The 15830-nt window shown below is 71.4% G+C and carries 15 protein-coding genes; 9 read left to right on the top strand and 6 right to left on the bottom strand.

Features of this window, described 5'->3' with window-relative positions; all coding sequences use genetic code 11:
• Positions 1–30 precede the first annotated feature (30 nt).
• Entirely contained in the window at positions 31–684 is a 654-nt protein-coding gene (locus AB0M67_RS36325) for a response regulator transcription factor (protein ID WP_351394535.1), read from the top strand.
• Between the two features lie 89 nt (positions 685–773).
• Positions 774–1895 carry an ATP-binding protein gene (locus AB0M67_RS36320; RefSeq protein WP_365751872.1) on the top strand — a complete coding sequence of 374 codons (1122 nt, stop codon included), beginning with the start codon at positions 774–776 and terminating at the stop codon, positions 1893–1895.
• Between the two features lie 123 nt (positions 1896–2018).
• Here the strand turns inward: AB0M67_RS36320 and AB0M67_RS36315 are convergent, their stop codons facing one another.
• Positions 2019–3422, bottom strand: a complete 1404-nt coding sequence (locus AB0M67_RS36315; protein WP_365751871.1) for a VWA domain-containing protein — start codon at positions 3420–3422, stop codon at positions 2019–2021.
• A gap of 330 nt (positions 3423–3752) precedes the next feature.
• Here AB0M67_RS36315 and AB0M67_RS36310 point away from each other — a divergent pair, with 330 nt between their 5' ends.
• The 3 genes from AB0M67_RS36310 to AB0M67_RS36300 all read left to right on the top strand — a co-directional run bounded on the left by AB0M67_RS36310 (position 3753) and on the right by AB0M67_RS36300 (position 6973).
• Complete coding sequence (locus AB0M67_RS36310; protein ID WP_365751870.1) at positions 3753–5834, top strand: PhoX family protein; 2082 nt, start codon at positions 3753–3755, stop codon at positions 5832–5834.
• Positions 5835–6016: 182 nt separating this feature from the next.
• Positions 6017–6424: an RNA-binding S4 domain-containing protein gene (locus tag AB0M67_RS36305; protein ID WP_365751869.1), complete on the top strand. Its 408-nt coding sequence runs from the start codon at positions 6017–6019 to the stop codon at positions 6422–6424.
• Between the two features lie 102 nt (positions 6425–6526).
• The gene (locus AB0M67_RS36300) at positions 6527–6973 is read left to right on the top strand and encodes an ATP-binding protein (protein WP_365751868.1); all 447 of its coding nucleotides are present in this window, start codon (positions 6527–6529) and stop codon (positions 6971–6973) included.
• On the opposite strand, the gene AB0M67_RS36295 is transcribed toward AB0M67_RS36300, so the two are convergent.
• The 4 genes from AB0M67_RS36295 to AB0M67_RS36280 form a co-directional block, all read right to left on the bottom strand.
• Positions 6954–9035 carry an FUSC family protein gene (locus AB0M67_RS36295; protein WP_365751867.1) on the bottom strand — a complete coding sequence of 694 codons (2082 nt, stop codon included), beginning with the start codon at positions 9033–9035 and terminating at the stop codon, positions 6954–6956. The two genes, AB0M67_RS36300 and AB0M67_RS36295, sit on opposite strands and share 20 nt — an antisense overlap.
• A 24-nt stretch (positions 9036–9059) precedes the next feature.
• Entirely contained in the window at positions 9060–9329 is a 270-nt protein-coding gene (locus AB0M67_RS36290; RefSeq protein ID WP_365751866.1) for a DUF2630 family protein, read from the bottom strand.
• A 189-nt stretch (positions 9330–9518) separates the two neighbouring features.
• A complete protein-coding gene (locus tag AB0M67_RS36285; protein WP_365751865.1) occupies positions 9519–9968 on the bottom strand; it encodes a hypothetical protein in 450 nt (149 codons plus the stop codon).
• Between the two features lie 141 nt (positions 9969–10109).
• Positions 10110–10988 carry a hypothetical protein gene (locus tag AB0M67_RS36280; protein WP_365751864.1) on the bottom strand — a complete coding sequence of 293 codons (879 nt, stop codon included), beginning with the start codon at positions 10986–10988 and terminating at the stop codon, positions 10110–10112.
• A gap of 167 nt (positions 10989–11155) precedes the next feature.
• Between AB0M67_RS36280 and AB0M67_RS36275 the strand changes: the two genes are divergently transcribed.
• The 4 genes from AB0M67_RS36275 (at position 11156) to AB0M67_RS36260 (ending at position 14665) form a co-directional block, all read left to right on the top strand.
• Positions 11156–11707, top strand: coding sequence for a hypothetical protein (locus tag AB0M67_RS36275; protein WP_365751863.1), 552 nt, complete (start codon positions 11156–11158; stop codon positions 11705–11707).
• Between the two features lie 118 nt (positions 11708–11825).
• On the top strand, positions 11826–12035 hold the full coding sequence (locus AB0M67_RS36270; RefSeq protein ID WP_365751862.1) for a ferredoxin: 210 nt from the start codon (positions 11826–11828) through the stop codon (positions 12033–12035).
• Positions 12025–13416: an FAD-dependent oxidoreductase gene (locus AB0M67_RS36265; protein WP_365751861.1), complete on the top strand. Its 1392-nt coding sequence runs from the start codon at positions 12025–12027 to the stop codon at positions 13414–13416. Before AB0M67_RS36270 ends, AB0M67_RS36265 begins: the two co-directional genes overlap by 11 nt.
• Positions 13417–13447: 31 nt before the next feature.
• Entirely contained in the window at positions 13448–14665 is a 1218-nt protein-coding gene (locus AB0M67_RS36260; protein WP_365751860.1) for a cytochrome P450, read from the top strand.
• Positions 14666–14738: 73 nt separating this feature from the next.
• Here AB0M67_RS36260 and AB0M67_RS36255 read toward each other — a convergent pair whose 3' ends face one another.
• Positions 14739–15614 carry a glycosyltransferase family 2 protein gene (locus tag AB0M67_RS36255; RefSeq protein WP_249951363.1) on the bottom strand — a complete coding sequence of 292 codons (876 nt, stop codon included), beginning with the start codon at positions 15612–15614 and terminating at the stop codon, positions 14739–14741.
• Between the last annotated feature and the right edge of the window lie 216 nt (positions 15615–15830).

Here is a 15830-nt window from a genome sequence, read left to right as displayed (position 1 = left end):
GGGCAGGGGACAGGGGCAGGGGACGGCAGCATGCGGGTACTGGTCGCCGAGGACGAGGAGGTCCTGGCCGAGCTGGTGGCCACCGGGCTGCGGCGGGCGGGATTCGCCGTCGACACCGTGTACAGCGGTGACGCCGCCCTCGCCTATCTGGGACTGCACGACTACGACGTGGTCGTCCTCGACCGTGATCTGCCACGTGTCCACGGCGACGACGTCGCGCGCAAGCTGGTCGCCGAGTCGTCCCGTACGCGCATCCTGATGCTGACCGCGTCCGCCTCCATGGAGGAGCGCGTCGAAGGGCTCGATCTGGGCGCCGACGACTATCTGGGCAAGCCCTTCGACTTTCCCGAGCTTGTCTCGCGCGTGCGCGCGCTGCGGCGGCGCAGCGCCAGGCCCGTACCGCCGCAGCTGGAGCGGCACGGCGTACGGCTCGATTCCGTACGGCGGACGGCGTCGCGGGACGGAGTGGCGCTGGACCTCTCGCCGAAGGAGTTCTCGGTGCTGCAGATCCTGCTGGAGGCGGACGGGGCGCCGGTCTCCGCCGAGGAACTGCTGGAGCGGGCCTGGGACGCGCACGCGGATCCGTTCACCGGCGCGGTCCGGGTCTGTCTCAGCAAGCTGCGCGCCAAACTCGGGGATCCGCCGCTGATCCGGACGGTCCAGGGGGTGGGGTACGCGCTGTGATACGCGACGCGAACGTGCGCGCCGCGAAGAGAACGGGGCGGTGCGGGGCGAGGCGGACGCTGGGGCCCGGCTCCACCATCCGTACGCGCATGGCCCTGATCTACGGGGGCGTCTTCGTCGTCCTCGGTGGCTGTCTGCTCGCCGTCGTCAATCTGCTCTCCAGCGCCGGTACGCAGAACGAGGCGCAGGAGATCGCCGCCCGGGTGGCGCCGGCCCAGGTGTCGCCCGAGCTCCCCGCCTCGCCGGGGAGCGGGCTGATCCGCCGGCAGCAGGGCCATTACGTCGCCGTGTATCAGCTCACCGACACGGTCACGGACGCCGCCTCCGACGAGATGATGTTCTGGTCGGTCGCCGCGCTGCTGGTCATGGCGGCGTGCGCGGTCGGGGTCGGCTGGTGGACGGCGGGGCGCGTGCTGCGTCCGGTGCACGCGATGACGGCGAAGGCCCGCCGATTGTCCGAACACAATCTTCACGAACGGATCGGCGCGAGCGGCCCGGACGATGAGCTGAAGGAGCTGGGCGACACCTTGGACGCGCTCCTGGCGCGCCTGCAGAAAGCTTTCGACAGTCAGCGCCGGTTCATCGCGAACGCCTCGCACGAGCTGCGTACCCCGCTGGCGACCCAGCGCGCCGCGATCCAGGTCGGGTTGGACGACCTCTGCACACCGGACGAGCTGGCCCGTACGAAGGAAACCCTGCTCGACAACAACCGGCGCAGTGAACGGCTCATCGAAGGGCTGCTGGTGCTGGCGCGCAGCGAGCGCGAGGTGGAGGACCTGGAGCCGGTCGATCTGGGCGAGGCGGTGGCCGAGGAGACGGCACGTTACGGGCGGCGGGTGTCGCTCAGTGTCGCCGACGCCGACGTGGTGCGCGGAAACCGGCTGCTGCTCGGGCAGTTGGTGGGAAACCTGCTGGCCAACGCGGTGACATACAACGTGCCCGGCGGGACGGTGGACGTTGAGGTGCGGGGTGGGGAGCTGGTGGTGCGCAACACCGGCCCTGTTGTCGCCGAGGCGGACATCCCCGCCCTGTTCGAACCGTTCCGGCGCGGTGAGGGCCGCGATCGGATGGGGCTCGGCGCGGGGCTCGGCCTCTCCATCGTCCGCTCGATCGCGGTGGCGCACGGCGGGACGGTCACGGCGGAGCCGGGCGGTGCGGGCGGAGGGCTGGCGGTGACGGTGTCGCTGCCGAAGGCGGGGGCGCGAGGGTGACTGACGGCGGCCACGGCCACCACCGTGACCTGAGCCGGAACCGGAACCGCCGCCGGCGTCGCGTACGGGACGCGAGCCGACGGCGGTGAGGGCCGGTAAGGCGGTAAGGCGTTACGGGGCGGGTCAGTTGACGGCGGCGGCCGGCTGCCAGGCGGCGAGCAGCTCGCGGTAGAACGCGGTGTCCGGGACCTCGCTGGGCACCGGACCCGCGTGGTAGAAGCCGACGTTGGCGGTGGCCTCGTCCGCGCCGAGCTTGCGCGCGAAGTCGAAGCCCTTGGCGTCCTCCTCGCCGAACGCCACGAACTGCCAGAAGAGCGGCAGCTTCGCGGCCTCGGCGAGAGCCTGCTCGGCGAGGCGTACGGCGCTGGGCGCACCGTCCGTCTGGAAGATCACCAGCGCGGGCCCGGCCGAACCGGACTTCTCGTGGAGCATGACGACCTCTTCGACGGCGCGGTGGTAGTTCGTACGCCCCATGCGCCCGAGGGAGCCGTGCAGTTCGTCGATCTTCCCCTCGTAGTCGGCGAGACCGATCTCGCCGGTCCCGTCGATCTCGGTGGAGAAGAACACGACGGAGACGGTCGCGCTCTCGTCCAGGTGCGCGGCGAGCGCGAGGGCCTGCTCACCGAGGTGCTGGGCGCTGCCGTCCTTGAAGTACGGCCGCATGGAGCCGGACCGGTCGAGAATGAGATAGACGGTGGCCCGCTGCCCGGCGAGGCCGCGCTTCTTGAGGGCGGCGCCGGCGGCCTTGTAGTGGTCGGCGAGGCCGGGGGCACGGGACTTGACGCGGGCGAGGGTGAAGGCGGGGCGGGCGCCGGCGGCGGGGGCCGGTACGGGCTCGGCTTCCGGTACGGGCTCGGCTTCGAGTACGGGCTCGACGTCGGCCTCGACCTCGGCCTTGACCTCGACGGCCTCGACCTCGACGACCTCGGCCTTCGGCTCCGTCTTGATCTCGGGTTCGGGCGCCGGTTCAGGCTCCGCCGGAACAACCGCCCCCCGCACGGGAGTCAGGTCGAGTTCGGGCTCCGCCGTGGCCTGCGCGGGGACCGTGGGCGTGGGGGTGACCGCGGGGGTGACGGCCGGGGCGGGCGTGGCCGTGGCCGTCGACGGCTCCTCGATCGCGCTCGTCCGCGGCAGCTGCGCGGGGACGGCGCGGTCCGGATCGGCCGGCCGGGGGTTGTCGAACGCCGCGGCCACCAGATCCGCCGCCACCCCTCCGACGTCCCTGGGCTCCACCGGGTCCGTGGGCTCCTCCGGGTCCTTGGGCTCCACCTTGGCGGGGGCCGCGGCAGGCGTCGCGTCCAAGGCCGAGGCCGCGTCCGAGGCCGTGGCCGTCGTCGTGGCCCCGGCCGCGTCGTCCGCGGCGGCCGTCGTGTCCGTATCCGAGTCCTTGGGCGTCGGCTCCGCCGGATCCGTACGGTCCGAACGCCCCGCCTGAGACGGTACCGAGGCCGAGACCGGCGCCGACTCGTGGTGCTCCTCCGCACGGTCGCGTCCGAACACCTTGCGCAGCAAGCTCCGAATGCCCATGGGCGAGGCCTTTCAGATGAGTTGGGTGCGGTGTCCGCCGCCGGGGAAACGCGCATCCCTGGCCAGGGCGGATACGTAAGGTTAGCGGCCGCCGCGAATGATCTCCGGCAGGGGCGGTCCACGTGTAGGGCGGGCCCTACGGGCAGGACGGTACCCTCCCCGCCGCCGACGGCATTACACTCCCCCGACCACCCGGTCGGCGCAGGTTCATGTGTCGTTCACCTGGAGGCCGCCACCCTGGTGGCAGCCGCACCTAGCGTCACGAGCCGAGACATCCCGACACCGTGTCGGCGCGGTGCGCGCCGAATACATCGCATTCCGGAGGCGAAAGTGCGCAAACTGCTGCCGCTGCTCAATTCGAGTTCCAGTCCTCACCCGGGCGGGCGTTCGGCTCTGACCTGCCGCTTCCGCTGTGGCGACGCCTGTTTCCACGAGGTCCCGAACAAGAGTGACAACGAGTACGTCGGTGACGTCATCGCCGGGGCCATGACGCGCCGTTCCATGGTGCGTGCGGCAGCCGTCGTGACGGTCGCCACCGCGGCGGGCAGCGCGTTCGCGTTCGGTCCCGGCAATACCCCGGCGTCCGCCGCCGCTGTCGCCGGACACGGCAACGGCAACACCGGTGGGGCGGGTGGCAAGGTCGACGGCGCCCGTGGTCTGCGCTTCACCCCGGTCGCCCCCAACACCGCGGACAAGGTGACGATCCCCTCCGGCTACGCCCAGAACGTGGTCATCCGCTGGGGTGACCCGATCCTGCGCGGTGCGCCGGAGTTCAACCCGGACAAGCAGACCGCCAAGGCGCAGGCCGGCCAGTTCGGTTACAACGTCGACTTCCTGAGCCTGCTCCCGCTGAAGGGCGAGCGCGACCGTCAGGTCCTCGTGGCCAACCACGAGTACACCGACGAGATCCTGATGTTCAAGGGCTACGACTCGGCCAAGCCGACCCGCGAGCAGGTGGAGATCGCCTGGGCCGCCCACGGTCTCTCCGTCGTCGTGGTCGAGGAGGACCGCAAGAGCGGCAAGCTCACCGCCGTCACCCGTCACCAGCTCAACCGTCGTCTCACCGTCACCAGCGAGTTCCGGCTCACCGGCCCGGCCGCGGGCAGCGATCTGCTCCGTACCTCGGCTGACCGTACGGGCAGCAGGGTCCTCGGCACGCTGAACAACTGCGCCGGCGGCACCACCCCCTGGGGCACGACGCTGCACGGCGAGGAGAACTTCAACCAGTACTTCGCCAACGGTTCGAGCGACACGGACAAGCGCTACGGCGTCGGCACCGCCGCCAGCGAGCGCAAGTGGGAGCTGTTCGACAAGCGCTTCGACCTCAAGCAGGAGCCCAACGAGGTCCACCGCCACGGGTGGGTCGTCGAGCTCGACCCGTACGACCCGGACTTCACGCCCCGTAAGCGCACCGCCCTCGGCCGCTTCAAGCACGAGGCCGCGCAGCCCCGGCTGACCGCCGACGGCCGCCCCGTCGTCTACATGGGTGACGACGAGCGCTTCGACTACCTCTACAAGTTCGTCTCGTCGAAGCAGATGAAGAAGGGCACCAGCCGCGCCGCCCACGAGCACAACCTGACGCTGCTCGACGAGGGCACGCTGTACGTGGCCAAGCTGACCGGTGACAGCCCGGCGGGCGAGTTCGACGGCACGGGCAAGCTCCCGAACGACGGCGAGTTCGACGGTTCCGGCGTCTGGATACCGCTGGCGACCGGCGATGTCTCGCACGTGCCCGGCATGAGCGCCGACGAGGTGTACGTCTTCACGCGCCTCGCGGGCGACAAGGTCGGCGCCACCAAGATGGACCGTCCCGAGGACGTCGAGCCGTCGCCGCGCACCGGCCGGGTCTATGTCGCGCTGACGAACAACACCGACCGCGGCAAGGCGGGCAAGGCGGGCGCCGACGAGGCCAACCCCCGTAACGCCAACAAGCACGGTCACATCCTGGAGCTGGCGGAGAACTGGGACGACCCGGCGGGTGACGGCTTCGCCTGGCGCCTCTTCCTGGTCGCGGGTGACCCCGGCGACCCGGCCACCTACTTCGCGGGCTTCCCCAAGGACAAGGTCAGCCCGATCTCCTGCCCGGACAATGTCGCCTTCGACCCGCACGGCAACCTGTGGATCTCGACGGACGGCAACGCGCTCGGCAACCACGACGGTCTGTTCGGTGTCGCCACGCAGGGCGAGCGGCGCGGTGAGCTGAAGCAGTTCCTGACCATGCCGAACGGCGCCGAGACCTGTGGCCCGATCATCCAGGACCGCCGGGTTCTGGTCGCGGTGCAGCACCCGGGGGAGATCGACGGCGCGACCGTCGAGAAGCCGGCGAGCGCGTGGCCCGACGGCCCCGGCAAGATGGTCCGTCCTTCGGTCGTCTCGGTCTGGCGCAAGGACGGCGGCAACATCGGCGTCTGACGCCGACTGATCCGACCCGACCGCGGGGTGGCGCCGTCTCGGACCGGCGTCACCCCGCTCGGCGTTCCAGGCACTCGCCCGGTCGATGACAGAGGCCGGTCGATGACAGAAGCCGGTCGATGACAGCCGGTCGATGACAAAAGAGGGAGAGCCGGCGGGCCGTCCGCGCTTACCCTCGACCTATGACTTCTGAGGCTTCGGACACGGGGACCGCACGGGTCGACTCCTGGATCTGGTCCGTACGGCTCACCAAGACCCGCTCCCAGGCCGCGACCGCCTGCCGCGGCGGCCACGTCCGCGTCAACGGCGAGCGGGTCAAGCCCGCGTACGCGGTCAAGCCGGGCGACGAGGTCCGGCTGCGCCACGCGGGCCGCGACCGGGTCGTGGTGGTCTCGCGCGTCGTGAAGAAGCGGGTGGGCGCGCCGGTCGCCGTGGAGTGCTACGTGGACAACAGCCCGCCGCCCCCGCCGCGCGAACTGACCGTTCCCCTCGTCCTTCGCGACCGGGGGACGGGCCGTCCGACGAAGCGCGACCGCAGGGAGCTGGACCGGCTTCAGGACAGGGCCCAGGACCAGTGGTTTCAGGGCTGACCGGGGAGTTTCGGGACTGTCAGCGAATGGATGAGTTTAGCTGCACACAGTCACCTTTGGTGCACGGAAAGTAAAACCGGCACCACAGGGAAGGTCCTTCCCATGAACCACGACGGTGAACAGCGCGACCAGCAGCACCAGCACACACAGCGCTTCATGTTCCGCCTCCCCAGTCACCCCCGTAGCGTCGGCCGGGCCCGCGAAGTTCTTCATACGAAAGTTGGTCTGCCCGGAGATCCCGGCGAGACCGCCGCCCTCCTGCTCTCGGAGCTCGTCACCAACGCGCTGCGCCACGGCAGCCCGCCGGGCCGGGAGATCGCCGTCACCCTGGAGCGGGCCGAAGGGCTGCTCCGCCTGGAGGTCGAGGACGCGGGGGACTATCTGCCCCGGCCACGCACCCCCGATCTGGAGGACGAGTGCGGGCGGGGGCTCGCGCTGGTGGCCGCGCTCGCCGACGACTGGGGTGTGGCGCCCAGGCGGGGCCCCGGGAAGCGGGTCTGGGTCACGCTCAAAGTGCCCGAGAGATCCCTCAGGGCGTCCGATCAATGAGATCGGTCCCGCGCTGTGGAGAGGTGATCGCCAGGGCCGCCCGGACCTCCTGGCGCAGTGGAGCCAGGACGCCCTTCTCGTCGCCCGGCGGCGGCTCCGCCCGTACCTCCACGAGGACTTCGCTCGACCGCACCCCGGCCGCCAGCTCCCGCAACTGGCGCTCGACGCCGGAGATCTCGGCCGGGGTGGGCGGCTCGGCGCCGTAGTCGACGCGGACCCGGGCCGCCGTCGTCGCGTCCACGACCCGCTCCACCGCGACGACCAGCGGCAACCAGGCCGTGGCGCGCGGTCCGGTGGGCGGCGGCTCGGTCACGGCGCGCTGGAACTCGCTGCGTACGACGGACAGATCGCGGTAGAGACGGCGCCGCATGCGGGCCCGTTCGCCCTGGTCGGGCCCGTACACGAACGCGCGGCGCACATACTCCGCCGTGTCCTCGACCGTGTCCGCGAGCCGGTGCCCGATCCGGCTGCGCCAGCTCTCCGGCCAGAGCAGATAGCCCACGATCAGGGCGATCGCACAGCCCATCATGCTGTCGACGAAGCGTGGAATCACGAGTTCGAATCCCTCGTGGTTGAGGGTGTCGGAGATCAGCAGGATCACCGGCGTGATGGCCGCCGTCTGGAACGCGTACCCCTTCGCGACGAACGCCGGGATCAGCCCCGCGATGACGGGCATGACCGCCACGTCCCACCAGCCGAGGGGCACCGCCGCCAGGATCGCGGCGGAGGTGATGAGGCCGAGCGCCGTGCCGAGCGCGCGCAGCACGGCGCGCGAGAAGACCGAGCCGAAGTCCGGTTTGAGGATGAAGGTGACGGTGAGCGCCACCCAGTACGAGCGGGGTACGGGGATGAGCGACACCAGCGACTGGGCGAGGCCGATACAGAGCGCGAGGCGCAGCCCGTACCGCCAGGACGCCTCGGAGAGCAGTACGTTGCGCGTGGCTCGGCGGGCGCGGACCCACAGCGGGGCGGGGCGGCCGAGCTTGTCGTCGGCGTCGACATCGACGCCGGCATAGGCGGCGCCGGGGTCGTTGTGGATATCGGGGCGGTGCACCACGGCGAACGCGTGCCGCAGCGCGGTGTCGACGGCGCGGGCGCACCGGTCGTCGGGCGCGGGCAGCTCGGGCGGCTCCGGCGGCGGTCCTTCGGTACGGCCCATGGCGACCGCGTCCGCCAACTCCCGTACGGCGGCCGGGATCGCGGCGGGCAGCGGCCGGCCGCGCAGCCGGGCGGCGGGCGCGGCCTCGACCAGCGGGATGATCACATTGAGCTGCGCGAGCAGCCGTACGAGCGGCCTGGAACGGCCGTGTTCGCGGGCACGGCGGGCGAGGACGAGGTCGTAGGAGTGGTTGAGGGATTCGGTGACGGCCAGCCGTTGGGTGTCGTACGTGTCCGTCTTCGCCCTCTCGCTACGCCCGGCCGCCTCCAGCAGACCGGCCACCGCGCGGTAGGTCGCGGCCACGGCGGTCCGCTCCGGCACCCCGCGGCGCAGCGGCCAGGCCAGCAGCGAGAGCGCGAGGACGAACAGCCCGCCGAGAGCGAACAGCAGCGGGGGCTTCCACCAGGGCTGGGGCAGCGGCAGTCCCGCGCCGATCACCGCGTCGAGCAGGAGCAGCAGACCGGCGGACGAGGCCACCGCGCCGATCGAGGAGATCATCCCGGAGACGAGCGCGACCACGGTCAGTACCCCGACGGCGACCCACCCGTGTCCGTACACGAGCGAGCCGATCGTGACGCCGAGGGCGCCGAAGAACTGGGGGACCGCGATGGTGAGGATCCGCATCCGGTACGCGTCCGCGGTGTGGCCGGCGACCGCGAGCAGGGCGCCCAGCGAGACGAGCGCGCCGTAGCCGGGCGCACCGAGCGCGAGACCCGCGGCCAGGGGCACGGTCAGGGCGATGGAGGCGCGGGCGACGGCGGCCCAGGGGATGGGCGCGGACTGCGGGCGCAGCCCGGCGAGCAGCCATTCGGGCGGGGCCAGATGGGAGGCCGGTGCCAGGCGCCGGGACAGGCGCCGCCGGAGCGGCCGGGGTGTCCGCGTCGGGTCTCGGCTGTCTCCCATGTCTCCCATGGAGGTGGGGCGGCGTCAGCCCTGGTAGCCCTCGACCTCGCCCGGGGGCCGTACCGCCGCCTCGTCGGGGTTCTCGCCGAACTCCGACTTGGCGCGCCGCTGCCGCAGCAGATCCCAGCACTGGTCGAGCTGGACCTCGACGGAGCGCAGCCGAGTCTGTTCGTCGGCGCCGAGGCCGAGATGCTCGGACGAGCGTGCGCGCAGGGCCCGTTCCTCCGCGACGAGTGCGCTGATGTTGTCGAGGATCTCGTCGTTCTTGCCGGCGGCGTTGCTGGCTGCGTTCATGGTTCGATCCTCGCGCTCGCGCGGCGCCCTCGCACCTCGGCCCGCACGTCCGTCACCGTACGCACGCGCACGCGCATACGGGCACAGGAGCGAGAGAGCGGCTGTGCCCGTATGCGCGGACGTTGCGTGGTCGAGCCCTTGTTGGTGCGCGGTCGGTCGGTCGGTTCGTCGGGTGGGAGAGGGCGGCCCTCAGTGTCTGTTGCCCGCCCAGGACGTCGCGCGATCCGTGGTCAGTGCCCAGATCACGAACGCGGCCAGCGCCATGCCGACGATCGCCCAGATCGGCGCGTACGGCAGGTACATGAACTGCGAGACCAGGTAGAGCGCCGCCACCCCTATACCGAAGTACCTGGCCATCGGGACGCGCATGAGAATCGCGAGTCCGGTGACGGCGATCAGGATTCCGAGGGCTACGTGGATCCAGCCCCAGGAGCTGAGGTTGAACGTGTAGGCGTAGCCGGTGACTGTGTTGAACACCGCGTCGTGTCGTACGGCCGCCACGCCCTGAAGGATGTCTATCGCTCCCGCGACCAGCATGAGAACACCGGCGAAGAAGCTACCGCCAGTAGCCCAGGCCGCCTTCCTTTCCGCATGTGCGCCGGTATGCGCTCCGGTGCCTGCTCCGGTTCCGGTGCCCATGCCTGTTCCTGTGCCCGTACCTGTGCCCATGCCCGTGGTGGGGGGCCTCTGTGCTGTGTTCTGGCTCATAACCCCATGGTGCTCCAAATGCCTCAAAAGGGACATTCGGTCGAGTGGGATCGGCATAAAGATTTCGTAAAGTCAGACGGGGGAGCGGCTGCGCGGGGCGCTGGGAGCGATATTCGGCGCGTGCGGAGCCCGGGGTAACCGCCTGCTCAGCCAGGCGCCGAGAGCCAGGGCGAGTCCGCCGGCGAGCACGCACCAGCCCGCCGTACGCAACGAGGCCGTCAACGCGTCGAAGATGGCGGCGGCGGCCGACCTGTCCCCGTTGTCCGGCAGGTCCTGGAGGATCGATCCGCGCGCCAGGGCGACCACGAGGAACAGCAGCGCCGCACCGGCCGCGTACGCGAGACCGGTGCCGATGAGCGCGCGGCGCCGGTGGACGGCGAGCAGCACGGCCGCGCCGCTGAGCGCCAGCGTGCCGACGGCGGGCCAGATCCCCGCCGCGCGCAGCCCCTGCGCGACCTCGCGCCAGATGCCGAGTCCGTTGGCCTCCAGGACGATGATCTGCGTATGCCGCACGGGGATCCGGTTGGCGTACGGCACGCTGTCGTCGGTCAGCTGCTTCTTCACCCGCGCGGTGATGGGCGCCAGATCGATCGTCACGGCATTGCCGCCGCCGCTGGTCAGTGCGTGTTCCGCGGTGGCGTGGGCGGCGCGGGTCGCCGTCTTCCACGCGTTCTTGAAGGCATGGGTGGTCTCGAACGACAGCACCGCGTCATGCAGCAGACCGCGTACCCCCTCCTGAAGAAGGGGCCCCACGGGGACCTCGCTCAGCACCTCGTCGGTGATCCGGTCGGCGACGGCGTTCTGTACGTCCGGATCGGAGGCGAGCGGCGCCATGGTGGAGACGAAGCGGTCGGTGTCGCCGATCTCCAGATCGACCCAGGCCGCGACCGCGCTCAGCGGGGCGAGGACCGTCAGCAGGACGATCAGCGCCGTGGAGAGGTAGGTCCGCACTCCTCAAGGGAACGGGCACGGGGCGACGGGCGCGAGCGGTGCGCCGCCGACCCGGTGAGAGAGCGCGGCGGCGCGCTGCTCCCGTGAGGTTGACGCGTACGGCGGGCGGGTGTGCCCTGGAGAAGCGGGGGTGGAAGTGGGGGGTGCGACGGAAGGAGCCCCCTGCCATGGCGACCCGGACACCGACGCCCACTCGGCACCGCACGCCGAGGCCGCATCTCCCGTGGCACGGCGACACACGGCACGGCGACACACGGCACGGCGACGTGCGGCATGACTACGTGCGGCATGACGAGGCACGGCACGGCGGCGCGCGTCCGCCGGACGTGCGGGACACCCGCCCCCAGGACTCCGGGCGGCCCCGTGTCTCGCCACGCCTCGTGGGGAACTCTCTCCTGCTGGGCATCGCCTACGGCGCCTACGCGTCGTACATCGCCCGGGGCGGCGGCCCCGCCACCTTCGGACAGCTCGCCCTGGCCCTGGTCTCCGGCGCGCTCGCGGCCCTTCTGGTCTTCGGCCTCGTCCACGTACAGCGGGGACTGATGCGGGAAGTGCGGGCCGCGGCCTGGGGCGTACTTGTCGGCGGAGGCATGGGCTTCCTCTACAGCCTCACCAACCACAGCGTCCTGCTGTCCTCGGGGATCGGGCTGGCGTTCGGCGCCGCCACGGTCATCGTGGTCTTCTACGCGCTCTACACCAGGGAACCCCGAGAACCCTGACGAATCAGAGGTCACAGAGGTCCACCCCACTCACCCCATCGGCACCCCACCGCTCGCGCCGCTCCCCCACAGGCCATAGGACGGAGTCGGCGGGCGGCGCGCGGAGGAGTGGACCGGCATGCACATCGTTGTTGACCTCAACCGCTGCCAGGCGTACGCGCAGTGCGTGTTCCTCGCCCCTCAGGTGTTCGAGTTGCATGGCGAGGAGGCCCTGATGTTCACGCCGACCGTGCCCGACGATCAGCGTGGACACGTACGCCGGGCCGCGGCGGCGTGTCCGGTGCAGGCCATCCTCGTCGGCGAGCGGGCGGGCCCCGGTGACCGGTGAACCGTGGGACGGCCGGATCGTCATCGTCGGCGCGTCACTGGCCGGTCTGCGCGCCGCCGAGACACTGCGCGACGAGGGCTTCACCGGACCGCTGACGCTGGTCGGGGACGAACCGCACCCCCCGTACGACAGGCCACCGCTGTCCAAACAGGTGCTGCTCGGGCGGGCGGGCGCGGCGGATCTCGGGCTGCCACGCCGCCGCGAGGTGGACGCGCGGTGGAAGCTCGGCGTACGGGCCGGCGGGATCGACCCGATCGAGAAGCGGCTGATCCTCGCCGACGGTGAACTCCTGCCGTACGACCGGCTGCTGATCGCCACCGGAACCCGGGCGCGCCCCTGGCCCGACCCCGCGGAAGCCCGGCTGGACGGCGTGCTGATGCTGCGTACGAGCGACGACGCGGCACAACTCGCGCAGCGGCTCGACGCCGGGCCGCGCCGGGTCCTGGTGATCGGCGCCGGGTTCACCGGCTCGGAGATCGCCTCCGCCTGCCGGGAACGCGGCCTGGAGGTGACCGTCGCAGAACGCGGCCCCGCACCGCTGGTCGGGGCGCTCGGCGGCGCGTTCGGCGCGTTCGCCGCCAGGCTCCAGCGCGCGCACGGCGTCGATCTGCGCTGCGGCGTGACCGTCACCTCCCTGAAAGGCCGCGACGGCCGGCTCACCGGCGCCGAATTCTCCGACGGCAGCCGGATCGAAGCCGATATCGCCGTGGTCGCCCTGGGCGCCGTACGCAATACCGAATGGCTCGCCGAATCGGGTCTGGCGGCGGGCCCCCGGGGGGTGGCCTGCGACGCGGGGTGCCGTGCGTTCAACATGTACGGGATCGTCACCGACGACGTCTTCGTCGCCGGTGACGTGGCGCGCTTCCCGCATCCGCTCTTCGAGTACCAGATGCTGGCACTCGAACACTGGGGCAACGCGGTCGCGCAGGCGGAGGTGGCGGCCCACAACATGGTCAGCACGGGCCCGCACAGGCGCCCGCATCTGGCGGTGCCCGCCTTCTGGTCAAGTCAGTTCGGCCTCAACATCAAGTCCGTCGGCGTGCCGACCTACTCCGACCAAGTGGTCATCGCCCAGGGCTCGTTGCGGGAGCGTCGGCTTGTCGCCGTCTACGGCTACCGGGGACGGATCACCGCGGCGGTCACGGTGAACCGGGCCAAGTGGCTTGAGCACTACGCGTACCTCATCGAGACGGCGGCGCCGTTTCCCCCCGAGACCGGCGCCGCCGACCGGCCCGACTCGGTCGTGCCCGTCCCCTCCGATGTGCCGGACCCCCAACTGCTCTCGCACGGACCGACCGTGGCCCTCACCGGCCATCTGCCGGACCGGCGCCTGACCGTGGTGCGGCACGAACCGATCCCGACCGCCGCCCACCGTCGCTGAGCCGCCCACCCGTCGTTGAGGAGCCCCCCGCATGTCCCCGTCCCCGGACACCCTCTACCAGCGCATCACCGACTACGCGAACCGCGCCGACCCCTATCCGCTCTACGCCGAACTCCGCGAGAACGGGGTGACGCGGCAGGACGACGGCAGCTATCTGGTCGGCACGTACCACGAGATCGCCGCACTGCTCCATGATCCGCGGATCAGCTCGGACACCCGCAACCGCACCGACCAGGCCACGGTCCCGCCGGTCAGACGGCTCGCCCAGGCCTCCTTCATCGCCCTCGACGACCCCGAACACGACCGGCTGCGGCGCATCGCGATGCGCCCCTTCGGGCCGCCCCACACGCCGGGCCGGATCGACGCGCTGCGCGCGGACATCACCCGGATCTCCGACGAACTGATCGACGCGTTCCGGGACAAGGACCATGTCGATGTCATCGAGGAGTTCGCGTACCCGCTCCCCGTCACCGTGATCTGCCGGCTGCTCGGTGTGCCCCACGAGGACGTGCCCCGGATCCGCGCCTGGACGAACGAGATCATCGCCAGTATCGATCTGAAGCCGGGGAGATACGACGACAGCCGGCCCACGGCGGGCATGGACGCCCGGGAGGCGATGGGGGAGTACCTCGGGGATCTCTCCGACAAGCGCCGCGACCACCCCTCGGACGACATGATCTCCGCGCTCGTCCATGACAGCGGCCCCGACGGGCGGCTGACCAGGGCCGAACTGAAGGCGACCGGGACCCTCCTGCTCATCGCCGGGCACGAGACGACGGTCAATCTCATCGGCAACGGCGCGCTCACCTTCCTGCGCTTCCCCGACGCCTACCGGCTCCTGCGCGACAAGCCCGAACTGATGCCCAGGGCGGTCGAGGAACTGCTGCGCTACGAACCGCCCGTCCACCTGCTCCCCCAGCGCACCCCGCTCGCGGACATCGAGGTCTCGGACGTCACCGTCCCCGAGGGCGCCCCGCTGGTCCTCGTACTCGCCGCGGGGAACCGGGACCCGCTGCGGTTCGACGACCCCGACCGCTTCGACCCGACCCGTGAGGACAACCAGCACTTCGGCTTCGGCAGCGGCGTCCACAACTGCTTCGGCGCGCCGCTGGCCCGCGTGGAGACCCAGATCGCCCTGAACGCGCTGCTCCCCCGTCTGGAGGGCTTCCGGCTGTCCGAGGACCCGCCCCCCTACCGGCGCAGCCCGATCCTCCGAGGGCCCCGGCACCTGCCGATCGAGCGGACGTGAGCCGGCGTTCTCGTACGCGCCCGCCCGCCCCGGCTACCCCTCGGCCCTGACCCGACGCCACCCACCCGCCATGTCAGATCACCGGAGGCCGACCCAGCGCCGTCATCCGCCCTACCGTCCGCCACCGCATCGGACGTCGCGTCCCGCACGCCGTCCGTACCCCCTCGAAGAAGCCGCCGAACCACGCGCGCAGCCCGCTCACCGATCGGGTGCGCGCCACGGTGAGCAGAATCCACGTACCGAGATAGAGCGGTACGAGCGGCGCGGGCAGATGCCGGCGTGCCAGCCATACCCGGTTGCGGGCGGTCATCCGGTAGAACTCGGCGTGCCTCGCCGGTGAGGTGCGCGGGTGCTGGAGCACCAGCTCCGGCTCGTACCGGATCGTCCAGTCCGCGTCCAGCGCGCGCCACGCGAGGTCGGTCTCCTCGTGGGTGAAGAAGAACGCGTCGGGCCAGCCGCCCGTCTCCGCCAGCATCGCCATGGACAGCGCGTGTCCGCCGCCGAGGAATGTGGTCACCTCGCCCGCGCGCATCGGATCGTCCACCCGCAGCCGGGGCACATGCCGCCGCTGGGTGAGGCCGGTCTCGTCCGCGATACGGAAGCTGACGATGCCGAGCCGGGGGTGCGCCTCGTACAGATCGGCGACGCGGGTGATCACATCGGCCTCGATGAGCAGGCCGTCGTCGTCCAGGTCCACCAGGACGTCCACGTCGCCGCAGTCGCGGAGCTTCTCCATGGCGACATTGCGCCCTCCGGAGACCCCGAGGTTCTCCGTCAGCTCGACTCCGATGACGCCCTCGGGCAGTTCGGGCAGCGGAGCGCCGTTGCCGACGACCACGATCCGCGTCGGGGCCTCCCGCTGCTTGGCGACGGAGTCCAGCAGAGCCCGCAGTTCGACGGGCCTGTTCCCCATCGTCAGCACGGCCACACCCACACGCGGTCGGGACACGTCCAGATCACTCCAGCTCTCGGTGACGGTAAGGGAAGGGGCGGGGCGGGGGGAGGGCGGATGGAGAAGGGCCAGGGCGGGGCCTGGGCAGGGCCGGGGCAGGGACAGGGCAGGGACAGGACACGGGAACGGCGGGTAGCGAGAAAGTGCCGCGATTCGATGCTAACCGGCGGACGCCATCCTCAGGACACCGGAAGGTATCCCCGTCGACGTCGC

It is taken from the genome of Streptomyces sp. NPDC051662 (assembly GCF_040681655.1).
Taxonomy (GTDB): domain Bacteria; phylum Actinomycetota; class Actinomycetes; order Streptomycetales; family Streptomycetaceae; genus Streptomyces.
Note: the sequence above shows the minus strand (reverse complement) of the source record. Positions and strands in the feature narration are given on the sequence as shown.

Bases quoted from the DNA above. Each gene is read 5' to 3' on its own strand.
- AB0M67_RS36290 (WP_365751866.1), bottom strand. From the start codon at position 9,329: ATGAACGCAGCCAGCAACGCCGCCGGCAAGAACGACGAGATCCTCGAC.
- AB0M67_RS36325 (WP_351394535.1), top strand. From the start codon at position 31: ATGCGGGTACTGGTCGCCGAGGACGAGGAGGTCCTGGCCGAGCTGGTG.
- AB0M67_RS36300 (WP_365751868.1), top strand. From the start codon at position 6,527: ATGAACCACGACGGTGAACAGCGCGACCAGCAGCACCAGCACACACAG.
- AB0M67_RS36285 (WP_365751865.1), bottom strand. From the start codon at position 9,968: ATGGGCACCGGAACCGGAGCAGGCACCGGAGCGCATACCGGCGCACAT.
- AB0M67_RS36320 (WP_365751872.1), top strand. From the start codon at position 774: ATGGCCCTGATCTACGGGGGCGTCTTCGTCGTCCTCGGTGGCTGTCTG.
- AB0M67_RS36305 (WP_365751869.1), top strand. From the start codon at position 6,017: ATGACTTCTGAGGCTTCGGACACGGGGACCGCACGGGTCGACTCCTGG.
- AB0M67_RS36260 (WP_365751860.1), top strand. From the start codon at position 13,448: ATGTCCCCGTCCCCGGACACCCTCTACCAGCGCATCACCGACTACGCG.
- AB0M67_RS36295 (WP_365751867.1), bottom strand. From the start codon at position 9,035: ATGGGAGACAGCCGAGACCCGACGCGGACACCCCGGCCGCTCCGGCGG.
- AB0M67_RS36270 (WP_365751862.1), top strand. From the start codon at position 11,826: ATGCACATCGTTGTTGACCTCAACCGCTGCCAGGCGTACGCGCAGTGC.
- AB0M67_RS36315 (WP_365751871.1), bottom strand. From the start codon at position 3,422: ATGGGCATTCGGAGCTTGCTGCGCAAGGTGTTCGGACGCGACCGTGCG.
- AB0M67_RS36275 (WP_365751863.1), top strand. From the start codon at position 11,156: ATGGCGACCCGGACACCGACGCCCACTCGGCACCGCACGCCGAGGCCG.